The 20,589-nt window shown below is 37.7% G+C and carries 15 protein-coding genes and 1 riboswitch; of the genes, 8 read left to right on the top strand and 7 right to left on the bottom strand.

Going from position 1 to position 20,589, the window contains the following annotated elements; all coding sequences use genetic code 11:
• Positions 1–74: 74 nt before the first annotated feature.
• Positions 75–1,160, bottom strand: coding sequence for a glycosyl hydrolase family 8 (locus tag MHH45_RS17990; RefSeq protein ID WP_139350032.1), 1,086 nt, complete (start codon positions 1,158–1,160; stop codon positions 75–77).
• 108 nt (positions 1,161–1,268) lie between these two features.
• Positions 1,269–1,412, bottom strand: a complete 144-nt coding sequence (locus MHH45_RS17985; protein ID WP_003205090.1) for a hypothetical protein — start codon at positions 1,410–1,412, stop codon at positions 1,269–1,271.
• A 281-nt stretch (positions 1,413–1,693) separates the two neighbouring features.
• On the opposite strand from MHH45_RS17985, the gene MHH45_RS17980 reads away from it, so the two are divergent.
• The 3 genes from MHH45_RS17980 to MHH45_RS17970 all read left to right on the top strand — a co-directional run bounded on the left by MHH45_RS17980 (position 1,694) and on the right by MHH45_RS17970 (position 5,858).
• On the top strand, positions 1,694–3,049 hold the full coding sequence (locus tag MHH45_RS17980) for a cytochrome ubiquinol oxidase subunit I (protein ID WP_016112572.1): 1,356 nt from the start codon (positions 1,694–1,696) through the stop codon (positions 3,047–3,049).
• Positions 3,042–4,067, top strand: a complete 1,026-nt coding sequence (locus MHH45_RS17975; protein WP_016112573.1) for a cytochrome d ubiquinol oxidase subunit II — start codon at positions 3,042–3,044, stop codon at positions 4,065–4,067. The genes MHH45_RS17980 and MHH45_RS17975 overlap by 8 nt, the downstream gene beginning before the upstream one ends.
• A gap of 432 nt (positions 4,068–4,499) precedes the next feature.
• Entirely contained in the window at positions 4,500–5,858 is a 1,359-nt protein-coding gene (locus tag MHH45_RS17970; protein ID WP_077294677.1) for an arsenic transporter, read from the top strand.
• A 150-nt stretch (positions 5,859–6,008) separates the two neighbouring features.
• Here the strand turns inward: MHH45_RS17970 and thiC are convergent, their stop codons facing one another.
• A complete protein-coding gene (thiC, locus tag MHH45_RS17965; protein ID WP_016112575.1) occupies positions 6,009–7,769 on the bottom strand; it encodes a phosphomethylpyrimidine synthase ThiC in 1,761 nt (586 codons plus the stop codon).
• A gap of 266 nt (positions 7,770–8,035) precedes the next feature.
• Positions 8,036–8,151, bottom strand: a riboswitch (TPP riboswitch).
• Positions 8,152–8,565: 414 nt separating this feature from the next.
• Here thiC and MHH45_RS17960 point away from each other — a divergent pair.
• Positions 8,566–8,820, top strand: coding sequence for a SunI/YnzG family protein (locus MHH45_RS17960; RefSeq protein WP_016132413.1), 255 nt, complete (start codon positions 8,566–8,568; stop codon positions 8,818–8,820).
• Between the two features lie 283 nt (positions 8,821–9,103).
• On the opposite strand, the gene lldP is transcribed toward MHH45_RS17960, so the two are convergent.
• From lldP to MHH45_RS17945, 3 genes are all read right to left on the bottom strand, one after another.
• Positions 9,104–10,765, bottom strand: a complete 1,662-nt coding sequence (gene lldP, locus MHH45_RS17955; RefSeq protein WP_016112577.1) for an L-lactate permease — start codon at positions 10,763–10,765, stop codon at positions 9,104–9,106.
• Positions 10,766–11,147: 382 nt separating this feature from the next.
• Complete coding sequence (locus MHH45_RS17950) at positions 11,148–11,642, bottom strand: metal-binding protein (protein WP_016112578.1); 495 nt, start codon at positions 11,640–11,642, stop codon at positions 11,148–11,150.
• A gap of 50 nt (positions 11,643–11,692) precedes the next feature.
• A complete protein-coding gene (locus MHH45_RS17945; protein ID WP_016112579.1) occupies positions 11,693–12,058 on the bottom strand; it encodes a YkvA family protein in 366 nt (121 codons plus the stop codon).
• 899 nt (positions 12,059–12,957) lie between these two features.
• Here MHH45_RS17945 and MHH45_RS17940 point away from each other — a divergent pair.
• The 4 genes from MHH45_RS17940 (at position 12,958) to MHH45_RS17925 (ending at position 19,959) form a co-directional block, all read left to right on the top strand.
• Positions 12,958–14,886, top strand: coding sequence for an LTA synthase family protein (locus tag MHH45_RS17940; RefSeq protein ID WP_016112580.1), 1,929 nt, complete (start codon positions 12,958–12,960; stop codon positions 14,884–14,886).
• Positions 14,887–15,315: 429 nt separating this feature from the next.
• The gene (locus MHH45_RS17935) at positions 15,316–16,200 is read left to right on the top strand and encodes a D-amino-acid transaminase (RefSeq protein ID WP_088093762.1); all 885 of its coding nucleotides are present in this window, start codon (positions 15,316–15,318) and stop codon (positions 16,198–16,200) included.
• 211 nt (positions 16,201–16,411) lie between these two features.
• Positions 16,412–18,124, top strand: coding sequence for a C40 family peptidase (locus tag MHH45_RS17930; RefSeq protein WP_016132414.1), 1,713 nt, complete (start codon positions 16,412–16,414; stop codon positions 18,122–18,124).
• 623 nt (positions 18,125–18,747) lie between these two features.
• Complete coding sequence (locus tag MHH45_RS17925; protein ID WP_016112583.1) at positions 18,748–19,959, top strand: NupC/NupG family nucleoside CNT transporter; 1,212 nt, start codon at positions 18,748–18,750, stop codon at positions 19,957–19,959.
• Positions 19,960–20,316: 357 nt separating this feature from the next.
• Here the strand turns inward: MHH45_RS17925 and MHH45_RS17920 are convergent, their stop codons facing one another.
• The gene (locus MHH45_RS17920; protein WP_003205060.1) at positions 20,317–20,451 is read right to left on the bottom strand and encodes a hypothetical protein; all 135 of its coding nucleotides are present in this window, start codon (positions 20,449–20,451) and stop codon (positions 20,317–20,319) included.
• Positions 20,452–20,589 lie beyond the last annotated feature (138 nt).

Genomic DNA, 20,589 nt, shown 5'->3' with positions numbered 1-20,589 from the left:
CGGCAGTAATATCCCGATTGGTGAAGGGTCATAATCAGTGGGGAATAAAGCTCTCCACTGATTAAAGTTTCATTTTACTTCTTATCCATTTTCAATTCCGTCTCAGCTAATAGCGGCAACACATTATCAAAAATATGCGTGTTGTTCTCTTTCCCAATCACATATCCACCATAAAACCTGCTGAATACATTGTCATTCCGAAATTCACTCATGCGCTCATACAATTCTTGGGCAAATTTTTTATCTCCTACTTGTAATACATATAAAATCGTTAGCCCATATGCTGCTGGTGATTCAAAATCTACTACTGGTTTTCCTGTTTCTAAATCATAGCGACCGTATAACTTTCCATCTTTGCGGAATACCTTTTTAATAAACTCTAAATATGCTTCGGAGGAAATTCCGCCTAAACTACGATGGTAGGCAACATACGATTGATCAATGAGATTCACCCGGTCTTCATATGTAAATGCACCATCCTCTTTGTATTCTTTCGGGAATGCCCAGCCACGTCTTGGATAATCCGCTAAAAATTGAATAGCTTCCTGATACTGCGTTTCTGAAATTTTTCCGTACTTTTTCATATAAGAGAATGCACTTGGATTTATGTAAGATGTCGTTAATATGTTATTTTGCATCCCCTTATCTGCGTCATAATAGTCAACATAGATTTTCTTTTTCTTATTATAACGTAGTACAGCATCACTCACTTGATCCGCAAGATGCTTATACCGCTCTTCTTTATACATGTCATAAGCACGATATAGCTGTTCGATGATGCGGAGATCATCAATGAGAGCATTCGTACCAACCTGTCTTTCTCCTGTTTCAGAAATCTTCCATAACACAATATGGACTGGATGTATAAAATAATTTTGGATCACCTTTACTTGTTCATCAAACAATGATTGATCGTCCATATCAAGCGTATATTGTAGCCATAGCCCTGATGATTCTGATAATGCTTCACGGCCGGTAGCCTCGTTCGTTCCTACCTTTGAATCAGCTATGCGATATGTTGCGAGCGTCCCATTCTCGTTCATCATATGTCTCATAATAAAATATTCTGTTCGATTTCCTTGTAGTGCAGTCCAAAAAACAATTCCACCTAAAACCATAAATAAAGTTAACGCAATCCATATATACAAACGTTTCCGCACTTTTTCTCACCTCTATAATAAGACTAACCGTAATCTTAGTAGAGCATACGAAAACATTAAAAAGACAATCCTTTAGATTGTCTCTCACTTTTCTATCCTTTACACACGTTAATTAGCCTCTTTTGTAGGGCGATACAATAATTGCACAAGGTGATCATATTCACGCCGTGTAATTTCTTTATTATATAACTTTAATAACAAATCTTTATGCTCTTTCGAAAACGCCATTTTTCTAATGACTTCAGGATACATACAAACATCCCCTCCGTTTTACGTGAACTTCCACATTCTGTTAAACTCTAGCTTGTCCTTCTACAAATAAAACCCCTTAGACAGAACTAACGTTCGCGTAAGCATTATAAAAGATTTTGTTCTAAAACACAAATAAAATATTATTATCCTTCTTTTCTGAAGATTTCAAAATTATAATATCATATCCACTTTTTAAAATACATATATATTTTTGGCATTTTTTTGAATAAATTTTCCAATCCAATCAGAAAATAATGGCAAAAATGAAGAGGAGTAGAATTATGGATACTGTTACATTGTCACGGGCTTTCTTTGGGTCATCACTAGCATTCCACATTATTTTTGCAACACTTGGAATCGGACTATCTTTAATGATTTTTATAAGCGAAGTATTATATCACTGGAGAAAGGATTCTGATTACGCTGTTATGGCAAAAAGGTGGACAAAGGCTTTCGCCATCCTTCTTGGTGTCGCAATTCCTACTGGAACAATCGTCGGTGTACAAATTTCACTTCTTTGGCCCGGATTCGCCAAAATTGTCGGTCAAGTGATTTCTGTTCCATTTCAGATTGAGATTTTCGCCTTCTTCTTAGAAGCTTTATTTATGTCCATTTATGTATATGCAGCAGATAAATTACCACCATTTATGAGATTAATCTCACTCTTTTTTGTCATGCTTGGTGCCACTGCATCTGCCGTATTAATTACCTCAGCAAACACATGGATGAATACACCGGCAGGCTTTTCTATGAATCCTGATGGCTCTGTTTTTAACGTTGACCCGTGGAAAGCATTCTTTAATCCAAGCTTTTTCACAAGCTCCCTTCACGTTGTCATTACGGCTTATGCAACAGGTGCAGCAGTCATTGCTTCTATCGCTGGATTTAAATTATTAAAACGAAATATAAGTCCACGGGAAATTGCTTATCATAAAAAAGGACTATTTTTAGGCCTCGTTGTCACGTTTATTACAGGTGCTACGATGTGGCTTTCTGGACATGAATCAGCAATTGCTTTGCATGAACATTCTCCGGAAAAATTAGCATCTGCAGAAGCTTTATTTGAAACGACATCACATGCTCCTTTGTCCCTTGGCGGAGTTGTCGATCCTGAAACTCTTAAACTGAACTACGCCCTCGAAATCCCAAATATGCTAAGCATGTTAGTTGGATTTAATCCTAATACCGTTGTAAAGGGGTTAAATGAATTTCCACAAGAAACGTGGCCGCCATTTTATACCCATACGTTCTTTAATTTAATGGTTGGTACAGCTGCATTCACTTTTGCTGTAGCAGCAATCGCTCTTGTATATTGGTACTTTATCTATCGAAAAAAAGGGGCAGAATTACCAAAATGGCTTCTATGGGCCACTGCTGCGTGCGGACCGATTATGATGCTCGGCATTGAATTCGGATGGGTTTTCAGTTGTAGCGGTCGTCAACCTTGGACGATTTATGGGATGCAGCGCACAATGGATGCTGCTACGCGCGCTGATTTCGTCGGGCCTTTATTTATTTTATTCATCATTTTGTATATCGGTCTTGGCGCTTTAACGATTTTTGTACTACGAACTTTCTTTAGAAGACATCCATTAAAAAATGATCTAGGGCAGCAAGGAGGAGATCCTCGTGCATGAGGCAAGTATTGCGATTATCATCTTATGGGCCATTATCTTCGTATACAGCATTTTAGGTTCCATTGATTTTGGGGCCGGATTTTGGGGCATGGTATACGCGAAGCACCCGACGCTAGCTGGAAAGCTTGCTAATCGTTATTTATCGCCCACATGGGAAGTAACGAATACATTTCTCGTCTTTGTCGTTGTCGCATTTCTTGGCTTCTTTCCGAAAGCAGCTTTTACACTCGCAACAGTGATGTTTGTACCGGTGACATTAATTTTAGTTCTCGTTGCCATTCGTAGCACATTCATGGTTTTTGCATATTCCGTACCGAAGTATGAGCATATCTTGCGCTTTATTTCTGGTATTACAGGGCTCTTAATTCCAGCCTTATTAATTACAGTTTTGCCAGTAACAGAAGGTGCTTATATTACGACCTCTAGTGGAAAAGAAGTGCTATTATACGGGAAACTTCTATCAAGCCCTGTAATCTATTGGTATATGTTATTTGGGTTAACTTCAGAGTTGTTCCTATCCTCTCTTTTTCTAGCTGACTTTGCAAGAGAGCAGCGCTCAGAGGATACGTATCGACTCTACAGACGAAACGCCATCGTACTTGGTCCGGCGACGCTCGTTACAGCCATTATCGCCCTTGTTGTTATGGAACCAGAAACACAGTGGCTCATGCAAGGATTAATTAAGCAGTTTCCATGGTTCACAGTCTCCATTCTTTTATTTGTAATCGGGTATTCTTCCCTTTGGTGGACAAATAAAAAATACGGTTCACTCGGCTGGCCTCGCATCGCTGTTTTAGCAGTTGTTGCACAATATGCCTTTGCTAGCTACGCTTACGGCGTCGCGCATTTACCGTATATCATTTATCCGGACGTTACTGTATTTACAAGCTTTACAACGAAAGAAACATTCTATGCGCTGCTCATCCTCTATGCAATCGGCATCGCAATCTTGCTTCCAGGCTTTATCTTCTTCTGGAATTTATTCTTAAAGGATCGAACGTTCCTCAAAGAAAAATAACGATTTAAAGAGAAGCTACTCCAAACATTTACTAAAATGTCTAGAGTAGCTTCTCTTTATAATAATGACTCCCTAAATAATTTCTACATCTTTACAAACAAAAATACCATATATATCCATTTTGTTTTTCCTTCATACTAAGTCGCGGCTATGAAAACAAAAGAAGATTCCCACTCGGGCGGCCGCTCTCTCCCACCCCAAAAAAGGTTTTATATCATGTTTTCAATTTTTATTTATCTAGGTTCTTCTCTCTATCAAAAAGCACTAGTTATCTCTCTCATATCTATATTTGCCTTTTAACATCAAATATACATATTCACTAGATTCAGGTACATGCCTAGTTCTTCTTATTTTTTTTTGAATATAATGCTGTATACACTTGAGACAAGCTCAAATCTATTTGCTCAGGTAAAAAAGAAAGGTAGGCTAACAATGAGTACTGAAATATTGATTACTATCATCGTCTTCTTCTTAACCATGGTCGTTATCTTTTGGCGACCACGGGGATTGAATGAAGCATGGCCCGCTGCAATTGGCGCTGGTATCATTCTCCTTACAGGACTTGTATCAAAACCGGATGTTATGGATATTATTAGTAAAATAGGAGGCGCCTCCATAACTATCTTAGCAACTATCGTTATGGCCGTTATATTAGAAAGCTTTGGCTTCTTCCATTGGGCGGCTGCAAAACTGGCAAATCTAGCAAAAGGTTCTGGTCACCGTTTATACTGGTACATTCAATTACTATGCTTCCTCATGACTCTTTTATTTAACAACGATGGCAGCATCTTAATTACAACTCCAATTTTAATTTTACTTCTCAAAAACCTTCAATTAAAACCACACCAACAAATTCCGTATTTACTAAGTGGTGCTTTAATTGCTACTGCTTCAAGTGCACCAATTGGTGTAAGTAATATCGTAAACTTAATCGCATTAAATATCGTACACATGACACTTTATATGCACACTGCAATGATGTTCGTACCTGCAACACTAGGACTACTATTTATGTCATGGCTCATGTACACTGTTTTAAAAAGAAAACTACCTAAAAAATTACCAGTTTCCTCTTATGATATTGAAGAAATCTTCTTCACAAAAAATTTCCATCCTCTAAAAGGAAAAAATTCCGTTGATACAAAACAAAAACGGACAAAATTTATGTTAAAGGTATTACTTTTCGTATTTCTTATGCGCTGTCTTCTCTTCGTCGCTTCCTTCCTATCCATACCAATTGAAATTGTAGCTGTACTCGGTTCACTCATTCTCCTTATATGGAGATGGTACTATTTACGTACAAACCCTGTCGATATCTTAAAAAAGACACCGTGGCACATTTTGATCTTCGCATTCTCCATGTATGTTATTATTTACGGGCTTCACAATGCAGGATTAACAACGTTTCTTGTAACGTGGCTCGAACCGATTGTTAACCAACATCTACTATACGCAAGCTTTACAATGGGTGGATTGGTTTCACTTCTCTCCAACGTCTTTAATAATCACCCCGCATTAATGATTGGTACCATTACATTAACCGAGATGGGACTCGATCCAGTTACTCTAAAAACAATTTATCTTGCAAATATTATCGGTAGTGACATGGGATCGTTATTATTACCAATCGGTACACTTGCTTCCCTCATTTGGATGTACATCCTAAAACAAAATAAAATTAAAGTGAAGTGGAAAGATTATTTAAGCGTATCCCTTATCGTCATTCCGCTCTCAACAATCGTAACATTATTCCTCTTATTCTACTGGGTACAACTTTTCTTCTCCCTCTAAAAAACAATAGCCTCCTTTGCTACCGTCTTAGCAAAGGAGGCTTCTTCTATATTTAAATTAGATACACGTGATCAATCAAGTTAAAAGGTGTTCGGAAGCCGTACATATCTCCCACTATTTGTGGGCATTCGTACCCCATCTCAAATCCAATTATTGATATAAGTGACTACCAGCTTCTTTAAATTCTTCTGATTTCTCTTTCATGCCTTTTTCAATTGCTTCTGTTGTTTCTAAATCATTTTCTTTTGCATATTCACGAATGTCATGTGAAATTCTCATACTACAGAACTTCGGACCACACATGGAACAGAAATGAGCTGTTTTTGCTCCTTCTGCTGGTAATGTTTCATCGTGGAAATCCATTGCCCGTTCAGGATCTAATGATAAGTTAAATTGATCGCGCCAGCGGAATTCAAAACGCGCTTTTGAAAGAGCATCATCACGCTGCTGCGCTGTTTTGTGTCCTTTCGCAAGATCAGCCGCATGCGCCGCAATTTTATACGTAATAACCCCTTCACGAACGTCATCTTTGTTCGGTAAGCCTAAATGCTCTTTCGGTGTGACATAACAAAGCATCGCTGTACCAAACCAGCCAATCATCGCTGCACCAATCGCCGATGTAATATGATCATAACCTGGTGCAATATCCGTTGTTAAAGGTCCAAGTGTATAAAATGGTGCGCCTTGGCAAATATCAAGTTCTTTATCCATATTTTCTTTAATTAAATGCATTGGTACATGCCCTGGTCCTTCAATCATAACTTGAACATCATGCTTCCAAGCAATTTTTGTTAACTCACCAAGCGTTTCAAGCTCAGAGAATTGCGCTTCATCATTCGCATCCGCAATCGAACCTGGACGTAATCCATCTCCAAGAGAGAAGGAAACATCATACTGTTTCATAATTTCACAAATTTCTTCAAAGTGAGTGTATAAGAAGTTTTCTTTATGATGGAATAAACACCACTGCGCCATAATAGAACCACCGCGCGAAACAATTCCTGTCGTACGTTTTGCTGTAATTGGAATGTAACGAAGTAGTACACCTGCATGAATTGTAAAGTAATCCACACCTTGCTCCGCTTGTTCAATTAACGTGTCACGGTATACTTCCCAAGTTAAATCTTCAGCAATACCATTTACTTTTTCTAGCGCTTGGTAAATCGGCACTGTTCCAACTGGTACAGGAGCATTACGAATAATCCATTCACGAGTTGTATGAATATTTTTCCCTGTTGATAGGTCCATAATTGTATCTGCACCCCAGCGCGTTGCCCATGTCATCTTCTCTACTTCTTCCGCGATAGAAGAAGAAACTGCAGAGTTACCGATATTCGCATTTACTTTCACGTGGAAATTGCGTCCGATAATCATCGGTTCTGCTTCTGGGTGGTTAATGTTTGCTGGTAAAATCGCACGTCCTTCTGCGATTTCTTTACGAACAAACTCAGGCTCTACACCTTCACGAATCGCAACATATTCCATCTCAGATGTAATGATACCGTTACGTGCATAGTGCATTTGCGTTACATTTGCGCCCTTTTTTGCACGAAGTGGTTTACGATCCATCTGCGGGAACACAGGTGTATGCTGAGAAGCAGCCTTCACGCCATCATCTTCCGGTTTAATTTCACGTCCTTCATACTCTTCTACATCTCCACGGTCAACAATCCAAGCACGGCGAGGTGTTGGAATGCCTTTTTCCAGCTCTACTTTGTACCCAGGGTCTGTGTACGGACCACTTGTATCATACACGCGAATCGGCGGATTTGGTACACCGTTTGTATCACTTTGCTCAATCTCACGCATTGGTACTTTCATACCTTCACGCGGGCCATCAACATAGACTTTCTGACTTCCTGGTAAACTCGACTTCAATTCAATTTGCTCAGCTGAAACAGATTGCTTCATAATTTGTGTTTCCTCCCCTTTATCATTTCAGGCACATCGAACTTGCTCAGAATCTTGGGCCACCTTCTGGGCAATTCGATTCCCGCTTCAGCAGCTAGAATGGTCGGTGGCTTCGCCTCTTCAGCTGAAGCTCCATCCCCTCCCATTCTGACCGAGCCGCTTTCGCTTTACTTGTGAAAAGGACAAGAACTAGTGACCAGCGTATGCCAAAATAAAAAGAGCCAGGTCCATAGTAAAACAAGGACCTGGCTCATAAAGACATAGTTATGTAAAGCCGTTAACTTCCCTACGCTGGTACGAGCCAGATCAGGTCCAGAGGGTTAAGAAGTTCTCGTACTTCTCTCTCAGCCCACGCTTCTCTTGGGCACCCCTAGTTTATCACTGATTTAATTTTCAATACTTTCCCATCATACACGATAATCAGAAAAATGCAAAGGCATGAAGTACAATTTTTACATGTCGTTTTTTATCTGCTAGTCGATACTCCTTATCGAACCGCTGATAAAGTGAACCTTAATTAGTGGGGTTTTCTTCATCCCCCCACTGATTATTAGCCCGACCAATCGGGCTTTTACAGACAGTTCATCTCCCACCTAACTTCTTTGTTTCCACTGAATTTTGAGGTGGGTGTCAAAACTTATCCATGTTCAGCTAAAATAATATTTTCATCAATGTAAACGTTTATTTAGAAGTTTACTTTCAAAAATGATAAAAATAATTTATTATTTTTAAACATAGATATCCAATTAAGATATATAATTATATCCAGATAACAGGATAGGGAGATCTTGGTAATATGCTAGGTATCGATGTTATAAAGACAACAGAGGAATTAATTATTAAATGGCAATTAGCAAAAATTAGTATTCCATTAGATGAAATCATCGAAATTACTGAAGATGATACTTATGCTGGTGTGGAAAAAGCTGATGCAATTCGAATAGGAACAGCATATGGTACAACTGATCGTATCTTAATTAAAACTATAAAACAAAATTATATATTATTTACTACTAATAAAGTTTCAATTTTAAATAAAATAAATGCTTAATTGCTTTATTTATATTACATAAATTTTTAGAACGAAAGGCAGCTAATGTGAGGCTGTCTTTTATTAAATTTATAGCAAAAAACAATCAAAAAACACAAACAGCATACTTATTTATAGAGGGATTAATAAACTTGGGAGGGTATTTATTCGAGGATGAATAGTCTTTCATGCCGTGGGTAACCATCGGGTTAAGGGTATGTATCATTTTAGGCACAAACAAGCCAGGTACTTTCAGCACCTGGCTTGTTTGTGTTAAGTTGACGGCTTATACCCATCTAAAAACTTAAGGTATCATCCACGTTAAATAGTAAGCTTGTACATATGTCATAATCCCAACAATGGTTACGAAGAATAAACTATGTTTTAATGTGAAGCGGAATAAGTCAGATTCTTTTCCAGCTAGACCTACTGCCGCACACGCAATTGCAATCGATTGCGGAGAAATCATTTTACCCGTTACACCACCTGTTGTATTGGCAGCAACAAGCAATACTTCTGAGACGCCAACTTGCTGTGCTGTAATAGCTTGCAAGTTGGAGAATAATGCGTTTGCCGATGTATCTGATCCTGTTAAGAATACGCCGATCCAGCCAAGGAATGGTGAGAAGAACGGGAATAATCCACCTGTTCCTGCTAATGCTAACGCGAGTGTTGACGATAAACCAGAATAGTTTGCGATGAATGCGAATCCTAATACGAAACCGATAGATAGAATTGGCATTTTTAATTCTTGTAAAGTTTCTGCAAATGTTTCTACAGCTTGTTTTGCACTCATTTTTAAAATAATGATAGAAATAATACAAGCAATTAAAATTGCTGTTCCAGTTGCTGATAAAATATCAAACTTCAATACGGCCTCATAAGGTGTTGGCTTATTTACAATTGGTTCTGCCTTCATGACTAAATTGTGCAGACCTGGAATTTCAAACTTAAAGACAAGACTTTCTAAAGCCCCGCCTGGAGCAAATAGAGCTTTGAAGAATCCTTGACTCCAAACTACAACCATAACTGTCAAAATAATAAACGGTGACCAAGCCTTCACAACTTTTCCAGCTGTTAATTTCGGCATGGATGAAGCTGTTGTTGTCGCTGCCACTTCAGCGTTCGCCTGATTAGATTGATAAATTTCTTTCGGCTGCCATACTTTTAGGAATAACGCTAAACATACTAAGCTGACAAGCGCTGATGTAATATCCGGAAGTTCTGGTCCTAAAAACGTCGCTGTAATAAACTGTGTAATTGCAAATGAACCACCTGCTACAAATAGTGCAGGCCATGTTTGTTTTATACCTTTAAAGCCATCCATTAAAAATACGATAAAGAATGGAACAAATAATGATAGGAACGGTAATTGGTGTCCTGCCATTTGTCCGATTTTATGAGCATCAATACCCGTTACTTGCCCTGCAACTGTAATCGGAATCCCCATTGCTCCGAATGCTACCGGCGCTGTATTTGCAATTAAACAAAGTCCAGCTGCGTATAACGGATTTAAACCAAGACCAGCAAGAAGCGCTGCTGTAATTGCTACCGGTGCACCAAATCCAGCTGCTCCTTCCAAAAATGCGCCAAATGAAAAACCAATTAAAATAACGAGTAATCGATGGTCATTCGTAATCGATAATACCGATGCACGTATCACATCAAATTGCCCTGTTTTAACAGAAATTTTATATAAAAATACCGACATTACAATAATCCATGCAATTGGCCATAACCCATATAAGAAGCCATATCCGGTTGCTGCCATCGCCATTGTAAACGGCATTTTATACGCAAATAGTGCGACTAAAACTGTTAATACAACTGTAATAAATCCTGCCACATACCCCTTCATACGAAACACTGCTAAAGCCAAGAAAAAAAAGATAATTGGAATAAGTGCGACCGCTGCGGAAATCCAAATGTTACCGAACGGATCGTAAACTTGTGTCCATGTGCCCATTGTCCTCTCCCTTTCTGTAATCCCCTGTTTTAAAATTCTTATAATCCTATCAATAGACTATCCGGTCATCATACCTTTAAGTCTAAAATAAAAAACGTTTAAGAAAACGTTTTCAATTATTGTATTTATACTTTACCATATCATTTTTATTTTAAAAAGATTTTTCTGATTATTTTTCCCGTTTTTTCGTTTAATTGCACTTTCTATAAATAGGAAAAAAGTAAGTTTCATTCTTCCCTCATTATTTTAAACAAACGTTTGATTAACAAAAGAAAAGACTATCACTCTGGCGTATTTCACTTTAAACAAACGTTTGATTAAAAGCCTTATGCCTCGTTCAGCACAACTAAAAAAGAAAAAGCACTCGCAATTCGCAAGTGCCCTACCTTCTTCTTCTTTTCTTCTTTTTTCTCATAAGCTTTTTCCGGCGCGTATTCAATCGATCCGCTATAATATGGAGTGCACTCGCAGTGATAACTCCAATTACAAATGTCGTTAAAGCAACATCATGTTCCTTTGCAATCTCAAGCAACCTTCCGTCTAGTACCATTTTATTTACTATGTATAGGAATGGAGAAAAGACAAGAAGCATATACAATATACGAATGAGATCACCGATTACAAGCGTATGCGTTAAAAAAGAACGATGCGGCATCACACATTGATACGGATACCAAAAAATACGAAGTAATCCCCATTTATTATAGGCGTTACTATGAATATCCAAATCTGGTGTTAAGAAAAACGTGCCGATTAAAAATCCTATCGCAAAAGTAAGTAAAAAATCAAAATTTGTTAGTCCATACGAAACAAGCATAAATAAAACAATCGGAAGAGAAAGTAAGTTTATTTTCGTATGTGTTTTTCCTGATGGCATAGTACACTTCCTCGCTTATGTTTGCCCTGCCAGCACATGACAGTTCTCACCTATTGATCTAATTTTTGATCGATAAACGATGTGTCTATATCCGAACCAAACCAATCCGCTAATTTCATCTGCGCTTTTTCTTTTACATCTTCATTTACATACATGGATGCTTGCAAAAGTGCAGCTGTTAATGCCCCTAAATCATCCGTATAACCAATTCCAGCTATAAAATCCGGAATCGCATCAATTGGCGCAATAAAGTAAGCAAGCGCTCCGATAATGGTTGCCTTTACTCGTTTTGGAACATCCGGTCTTTGCATAACGTAAAACAGCAATAAACTTGCATAAATAACCGATTGTCCCGCTTGTTTCGCTACATGTTTCACTTTATTCCAAAACGCTTCAACTGAAAATTTTCGTTCCATATAAAGAGCCCCCATATTTTGTTTTTTTCATTATACGCAAAAAGTAGATGTGCCTTCAAAAAGAAAAAACTAGCCCCATTAGTCAATAAAAAGCTCATCAAATATACACATAACCGATCGATAAAAACTTATTGTAACAGACAACACAAGAAAGAACAAGTGTTCGTAATCATTTCCCGCTATTTACTCTACTTATATTAAGATTTTTCACATATAAATCACGACTTCGGGAACAAAAGAAGACCTACTCTCTTCTCCTCCCTTTGTTTTAAACTCATCATGGGGCGAGCTTCTATACTCAGGCGGACGCTCTCTCCCACCTAAAAAGAGGGGGGGTTATATATTAAAACTCCCATCACCAATTGAAATTTTGCTAGACAACTCCTTTTTGTTCTTTCACTTATAAGTTGCTTTGCATACAAAAATGGACCTGCTCTCTTCTCCTCCCTTTGTTTTAAACTCATCATGGGGCGAGCTTCTATGCTTAGTCGGACACTCTCTCCCATCTAAAAAGAAAGGGTTTATATATTTTCTATCAATATTTCTCAATATAAAATGTTCTATTTCTCTTAACATTCTCTTTTATCTTTGTTATATTTTCTAGTTGACGAGCATATAAACCAATGTTAAAGTTTTCTCTGGTAGTAACAACGAAAATACAAAAACTGTAAAATGTTATAGTGTTTCTAAGAATTGAATTTTGTTGTATAATACAGAAATGACGTTATGCTTATGGATCAACAAAAGAAATGGCAGGAAACCAAAAGGGTATGCATAGTTAAAGTCGTATATGGGTGATATAGAAAACCCTGCTCATGGCCAAGAAAACTATGTATTTTTTATTTTAGCATTTTTCTCTCAAAAATCGACCAAGCCTGATAGAGAAAGGGTGGAAATGGATGAAGGAATCTTTAAAATCGCAATTTCATAGTGTGCGTTTTACTTTGTTCGTCGCTTTGGCCTTATGGCTAAAAACTTACATCATAACGCGTACGAGCTTTGATTTGAAACTTGAATCTTTCATGCAAGAATTTATCTTATTTATTAGTCCATTGGCAACATCATTACTGCTTGTGGGTCTTGCATTATTCGCAAAAGGGAAAAAACGTAATTATATAGCACTTGGAATTGATTTTGTTTTAACAATCGTTCTTGTTGGTAACGTAATGTTCTACGGATTCTACAATGATTTCGTTACTTTACCGGTACTTGGGCAAACGTCCAACTTTGGACAGCTAGGTTCTAGTGTAAAAGAACTACTCAACTACAAAATCATTGTTGCATTTGCTGATATTATTCTTTTCTTCGTTTTATTAAAAAAGAAGAAAGACTTTGCAAAAACGGAGCGTGTGTCACGTCCAATGCGTTCTTTATACTTCGTATCAACGGTTGCTATTTTCTTCGCAAACTTAGGTCTTGCAGAAACTGAGCGTCCGGAACTATTAACGCGTTCATTTGACCGTGTTATGCTCGTAAAAAACTTAGGTTTATATACTCACCAATTATATGATCTTGGCTTACAAGCAAAATCAAGTTCACAAAAAGCATTTGCTGATGGTAGCAAATTACAAGAAACAGAAAACTATGTGAAGACACTCAAAGAGAAACCAGATCCAAATATGTTTGGCGTTGCGAAAGGGAAAAACGTAATCGTCGTTTCTCTTGAATCCTTGCAAACATTCTTAATTGGTGCGACAGTAAATGGTCAAGAAGTTACACCATTCTTAAACCAATTTGCAAAAGAAAGCTATTACTTCGATAACTTCTTCCACCAAACTGGACAAGGAAAAACATCGGATGCTGAATTCTTAGTAGATACATCACTATATCCGTTAGACCGAGGTGCTGTATTCTTTACACATGGTAATAACGAATATACTGCAACACCAGAAATCCTGCGTCAGCAAGGGTATTACACAGCTGTATTCCACGCGAACAACGCAACATTCTGGAACCGTAACATCATGTATCCTGCACTTGGTTACGATCGTTACTATAACGAACTTGACTACAAAATCACACCAGAAACAAAGTTAAACTGGGGATTAAAAGATATTGAGTACTTTAATCAATCCGTGGATATGTTAAAACAAGTGAAGAAGCCATTCTATACTCGCTTCCTTAGTTTAACCAACCACTATCCATTTACTTATGATGACGGTACAAAATTAATCGAGCCTTACAACTCTGGTGATGGTGTATTTGACCGTTACATGGTAACAGCTCGTTACTTAGACGAAGCACTGAAAAACTTTATTGAACGTCTAAAAGCAGAAGGTATTTATGATAACTCGGTTATCGTATTCTACGGTGACCACTATGGTATTTCTGAAAACCATAACCGTGCGATGGCACAATTCTTAGGAAAAGAAGAAATTACAACATTTGATCATATGAACTTACAACGTACACCAATGTTCATTCACGTTCCAGGTCAAAAAGAAGGTAAAACAATTTCAAAACCAACAGGTGAAATTGATATTAAACCAACAATTCTAAACTTACTTGGTGTTGATTCAAGCAATGACATTAGCTTCGGTCATGATGTATTCTCACCAGATTATAAATCATTCGTTGTTCTTCGTGATGGAAGTTTTATAACAGAACAATATATATATACAAACAGTACATTCTATAACCGCGAAACAGGCGAAATTGTAGAAGTACCGAAAGAAGAAGCTCAAGCGATGATTGATCGTGCGCAAAATGAACTGCACATGTCTGATAAACTCATTGAGGGAGACTTACTTCGCTTCTCTGAAAGCAACAAAATTAAAACGGGCGAAGTAAAAACAATTATTAAAGAAGACAAAAAAGGCGCTGAGTAATCTCAGCGTCTTTTTCTCTACATTAGTATGATAAAATTACACAATCTTCACCAAATATTTACATGAAATTCATGAAACATCTCTATAATAGAATTTGTAAACAGTGTTCTGTTCATTCCTCATGGGGAATAATAGTATCATTTGTGTAACAATTTCCCTGATGTTACCGGGAAGTAACATCCATTGTCTTAGTAAAGCCGTTTGGTTTACTGGTCACCTTTCTAAGCTATACCAAGACAATATCCCTATGAAACAAGCTACCCTCTTATGCAACATTGTTGCAAGCAACGTTCTATATGAATGTTGCTTTTTTTATTTCTAAAAAGCAGGATTCTCATTTCTCATTTGCGAATTTGTATATGCGCAATACAATAAATTGGCGTTTCCATACGGGCTCTCACCACTCATCATTTAAACAATTAAGAAAGGATGGGAAGTAAAATGGCATACGAAAGATTTGTATTATGGAATGACACAATTATTGATACAAATAACAAACAACCGTACATACAATTAGAAGAACGTGGTTTACAATTTGGAGATGGTGTCTATGAAGTAATTCGTATTTATAAAGGAAACATCCACTTATTAGATCCACATTTAACTCGGTTATACCGTTCAATGGATGAAATAGAACTAACACTCGCTTTCTCTAAAGCAGAACTCATTACACTACTTTACAAATTACTCGAAAATAATAACTTGCAGGTAGATGGTACCATCTACCTGCAAGTTTCTCGAGGAGTACAGCATCGTGCGCACACATTCTCTTTTGATGTAACCCCAACGATTTATGCTTATATCTCAAAAAAAGAACGACCCGCTTTATGGATTGAATACGGAATACGTGCCATATCAGAACCTGATACACGTTGGCTCCGCTGTGATATTAAATCCTTAAATCTATTGCCAAATGTATTGGCTGCCACAAAAGCAGAACGCAAAGGATGTAAAGAAGCCCTTCTCGTTCGTAACGGAATAGTTACAGAGGGTAGTCACTCGAACTTTTTTCTTGTAAAAAACGGGATCCTTTATACCCACCCTGCTAATCACCTAATCCTAAATGGGATTATTCGTCAATATATTCTTTCCTTAGCCCATAAACTACAGATTCCTGTTCAAGAAGAATTATTCAGTATTCGTGATGTCTATAATGCTGACGAGTGCTTTTTTACAGGAACAACTGTAGAAGTGCTGCCTATGACACATCTTGATGGAACTGCCATCCAAAATGGGCAAGTTGGGCCAATCACCAAACTACTACAAAAAACATTTGTCCAAAGTTTTTCAACTTCTAATATCTCATTACCTTAAACACGAACATTTTAAATTTCACAATAAAATAATGTATGTATTTTCGTTCAAAATCAAGGTGGAGCATGCACCCTGATTTTTTTTTCGTAATATTTTTGACATATTCAGATTACCGCATAAGCCTTGACAGTAATCGACATGCCTTTTAGAATTTTTAACAGTTGGTAAATATTTCATTACTATATTACAGACAGAAAGGAATCGACAAAACATGAAAAAATATCTTGCCGGTCTTGCGGCAGTGTCTGTAGCAGGAGGAGCAGCCCCGACATTAGATAGCGTTCAAGCTGCACCTGAAAATACACAAAAGCCTGCTACACAAACTGTTCAAGCTGCACCACAAAACAATTCAAACTACACAGTTACTGCTGACGTATTACACGTTCGTTCAGGAGCTAGCACTTCTCACGACATCATCTCTCGCGTATATGAGGGTCAAAAATTAAACGTAATCGGTGAAGAAAACGGTTGGGTTAAAATTAACCATAATGGTAAAACTGGTTACGTTAGTGGACAATTCGTATCAAAAAATGGTGCAACACCAAACGTAAGCACAGGTGGCAAAAACAAAGTTACTGCTGATGTATTGCGTGTTCGCACAAGCCCAAATGCTTCTAGTTCCATTATGGGACGTGTATATGAAGGACAAACATTGCAAGTTATTAGCATAGAAAACGGATGGGTTAAAATTAACCATAACGGCAAAACTGGTTATGTTAGTGGACAATTCGTATCTGGCATTTCTTCAAATGCTGGTTCTTCAAATAACAACAATGTTCAAGCAGCAAGCGGAAACTATACAGTAAATGTATCTTCTCTTCGCGTCCGTACAGGCCCTAGCACTTCTCATACAGTTTTAGGATCTATTCATAAAGGACAAGTTGTACAAGTTGTTGGCGAAGTTCAAGATTGGTTCAAAATTAACTATGCTGGACAAACTGCTTACCTTAGCAAGGACTACGTAACAAAAGGTGGTTCTAGTAACGATGTTGTCCAAGGTAATGATCAACAACAAGAAATCAATAACAACGTAACTGTTCAAACTGGCGGTACTTATGTTGTTAATACAACATCATTACGTGTTCGTACAGGCCCAGCTACATACCACGGTGTACTTGGCGGCGTATTAAACGGTCAAACATTAAACGTAATTGGTGTAGAAAATGGTTGGTACAAAATTAATCATCACGGTAAAACTGGCTATGTAAGCAGCGAATTTGTGAAATTTGTTAAAGGTGGCACAACGACACCGGAACAACCAAACCAGCCTGAGCAACCACAAACCTCTGTTGGTGAATACTACATTAATGCGGCCGCATTAAATGTACGTAGCGGCGAAGGTACAAATTACAGCGTAATCGGTGCTCTTCCACAAGGTCAAAAAGTACAAGTTATTTCTGAACATTATGGATGGAGTAAAATTAACTACAACGGTCGCACTGGCTATGTAGGAACTCGTTTCCTATCTAAAACACCAGTCGGTGGCGCTGTAGACAATAAACCTAACAACAGTAACAATAACAACAACCAAAATAATAATAACAACGCAGGCAACACAAGTGGTGATACATCATCTATTCTTGCATATGCAAAATCAATGCAAGGCGTACCATATGTATGGGGTGGCACTTCTGCTAATGGCGTTGACTGCAGTGGTTACATTTTCCACGTATTTAACAAATTCGGTCACAACGTTAGCCGTCAAACTGTAGCAGGATATTGGAGCAGTCTACCAAAAACTTCAAATCCACAACCAGGCGATTTAATCTATTTCCAAAACACTTATAAGCCAGGTCCTTCTCACATGGGTATCTACCTTGGTGGCGGATCATTTATTCAAGCTGGTGACAACGGAGTTAAAATTGTTTCAATGAATAACTCTTACTGGAGCAGCCACTTCTTAGGATATACAAAAGCACCTTAAGTCATAGTTTCAGAGTCTTCTAGATTACTAGAAGGCTCTTTTTATATAAAGTGAAACTTTAATCAGTGGGGGTTTTACGGGCAGTTGATCTCCCACCTAACCTCTTTGCTTTCACCGCATTTTGAGGTGGGAATATTACTGCCCGTTAATGCGGGATAAATCCTTTTGATTTTTTGCATATAAGTCGCTGCTACGAAGAACAAAAGGTGACCTGCTCTCTTTTTCTCCTTTTGTTTTCAATTCGGCACGAGGCGAAAAAAGGCCCTGGCCGCTTCTATCCATGGCCGGACGCTCTCTCCCTACCTATAAAAGAAAAGTCTTTATCATTTTTTTAATTCGTATTTCTACAAATATGTTTCTCTCCTCTTATTTCATACACTATATTCTATAAAAACAGCTCATAACGTTATAATAATGAATATATCCCCCTAAAAAGCATAACCTATTTCACCTCCATAAGATTGATATGTGTTTTCTTAAGGAATTTTCTTTCTATTAAAATTTTTCAATAGACGTTTGACCTCTGATGTCCGGTGTGATAAGTTACTTAAGATGCTATTTTCGTAGAGTATAGACATCTGTTATATATACTTTTTTACTATGAGAGAGGAGATTTACACTACATGAATGTTTTATGGGGAATTGGCGGCGTGATTGGAATTTTAGCAGTTGCTTTTTTACTATCTTCCAACCGCAAAGCTATTAATTGGCGCACAATTTTAATCGCGCTAGCATTACAAATTACGTTTTCTTTCATCGTGTTACGATGGGATGCCGGAAAAGCTGGCTTAAAAGTTGCTTCTGACGGCGTTCAAGGCTTAATCAATTTTTCTTATGAGGGAATTAAATTCGTCGCTGGTAACTTATTAGATAAAGATGGTCCTTGGGGATTCATTTTTGTCATTCAAGCACTACTTCCAATTGTATTTATTAGTTCATTAGTAGCAATTTTATATTATTTAGGTATTATGCAATGGTTCGTTAGTATCGTTGGTGGTGCATTAAGCAAACTTCTTGGCACTTCTAAAGCAGAAAGTTTAAATGCAGTAACAACTGTTTTCTTAGGACAAACAGAAGCACCAATTTTAATTAAACCGTACTTAGCACGTCTAACCAACAGTGAATTCTTCACGATTATGGTAAGCGGTATGACAGCTGTTGCTGGGTCAGTTCTTGTTGGTTATGCAGCAATGGGAATTCCGCTAGAGCACTTATTAGCAGCAGCAATTATGGCAGCACCATCAAGCCTATTAATTGCAAAACTAATTATGCCAGAAACAGAAAAACCGGATAACAATGTAAAACTTTCTACAGAGCGTGAAGATGCTAACGTTATCGATGCAGCAGCACGCGGAGCTTCTGAAGGAATGCAACTTGTTATTAACGTTGCAGCAATGTTAATGGCGTTCATCGCATTAATCGCTGTATTAAACGGCCTATTAGGATGGGTTGGATCTTGGTTCCATATTAAACTTAGCCTTGATTTAATCTTTGGATATATTCTATCTCCATTTGCTATCTTAATCGGTGTTTCACCAAACGAAGCTGTACAAGCAGCAAGCTTTATCGGACAAAAGCTTGCAATCAACGAATTCGTTGCATATGCAAACTTAGGTCCACACATGGCAGACTTCTCTGATAAAACAAATATGATCTTAACATTTGCAATCTGTGGCTTTGCAAACTTCTCTTCTATCGCAATTCAATTAGGTGTAACAGGGACACTTGCTCCTTCTCGCCGTAAACAAATTGCACAGTTAGGGATTAAAGCAGTAATCGCTGGTACACTAGCGAACTTCTTAAATGCAGCAGTTGCAGGTATGATGTTCTTATAATAAAAATCGAGCTGATCCGAATTTTCGGGTCAGCTTTTTTTATGAATGTATTTCACATACGCCCAGCTCTTTACGTACCTATTTATCAGAAGCCTCTTCCTATACTTACGCGCTAAAAATAAAAAACAAATTATCGGATGGGACAAGACAGTCAGGTTTAAAAAGTAAAAGTGGCAGCGGCTCGTTTAAAATTAAACAAACGTTTGATTAAAAAAATAAGCACAGAGCGCCGTATGCTCTGTGCTTATTTTTACTTTAAATCTATATATCGGACAATACCCCTTAGTCGAAAGTAATATTTTCACGTCCATCCCCCAACGAACGATCTACTTTCATTTATATACGAAAAAGTGACTGCTATTTTTGTAAAACCAATTGCTTCTCTTGCTGTTCTTTAGACACTTCAGTCTTTGGTTCCGTGTTTTCTTGGACACTGCGATGTGCCACACGTTTCAAACAAATATGCTTCCACTTTCTTTCGTAACGCTTCATTATTCTAGTTGTCCCCCTTGAATACGCTTAAAAACCATTTGAAATCGCTTACAGGAAATAATATAGCACATATACGCAAAAGTGACAACACATTTCCGACAAATTTTTGACAAAAATATGGATTACTTTTGACAATAT

Origin of the sequence: Bacillus sp. FSL K6-0042 (genome assembly GCF_038006685.1) — a bacterium.
Lineage (GTDB): Bacteria > Bacillota > Bacilli > Bacillales > Bacillaceae_G > Bacillus_A > Bacillus_A pseudomycoides.
Note: the sequence above shows the minus strand (reverse complement) of the source record. Positions and strands in the feature narration are given on the sequence as shown.

Bases quoted from the DNA above. Each gene is read 5' to 3' on its own strand.
- MHH45_RS17945 (WP_016112579.1), bottom strand. From the start codon at position 12,058: ATGGAACGAAAATTTTCAGTTGAAGCGTTTTGGAATAAAGTGAAACAT.
- MHH45_RS17970 (WP_077294677.1), top strand. From the start codon at position 4,500: ATGAGTACTGAAATATTGATTACTATCATCGTCTTCTTCTTAACCATG.
- thiC (WP_016112575.1), bottom strand. From the start codon at position 7,769: ATGAAGCAATCTGTTTCAGCTGAGCAAATTGAATTGAAGTCGAGTTTA.
- MHH45_RS17980 (WP_016112572.1), top strand. From the start codon at position 1,694: ATGGATACTGTTACATTGTCACGGGCTTTCTTTGGGTCATCACTAGCA.
- MHH45_RS17925 (WP_016112583.1), top strand. From the start codon at position 18,748: ATGAATGTTTTATGGGGAATTGGCGGCGTGATTGGAATTTTAGCAGTT.
- MHH45_RS17935 (WP_088093762.1), top strand. From the start codon at position 15,316: ATGGGAAGTAAAATGGCATACGAAAGATTTGTATTATGGAATGACACA.
- MHH45_RS17920 (WP_003205060.1), bottom strand. From the start codon at position 20,451: ATGAAGCGTTACGAAAGAAAGTGGAAGCATATTTGTTTGAAACGTGTG.
- MHH45_RS17940 (WP_016112580.1), top strand. From the start codon at position 12,958: ATGAAGGAATCTTTAAAATCGCAATTTCATAGTGTGCGTTTTACTTTG.
- MHH45_RS17950 (WP_016112578.1), bottom strand. From the start codon at position 11,642: ATGCCATCAGGAAAAACACATACGAAAATAAACTTACTTTCTCTTCCG.
- MHH45_RS17930 (WP_016132414.1), top strand. From the start codon at position 16,412: ATGAAAAAATATCTTGCCGGTCTTGCGGCAGTGTCTGTAGCAGGAGGA.
- MHH45_RS17960 (WP_016132413.1), top strand. From the start codon at position 8,566: ATGCTAGGTATCGATGTTATAAAGACAACAGAGGAATTAATTATTAAA.
- MHH45_RS17985 (WP_003205090.1), bottom strand. From the start codon at position 1,412: ATGTATCCTGAAGTCATTAGAAAAATGGCGTTTTCGAAAGAGCATAAA.
- lldP (WP_016112577.1), bottom strand. From the start codon at position 10,765: ATGGGCACATGGACACAAGTTTACGATCCGTTCGGTAACATTTGGATT.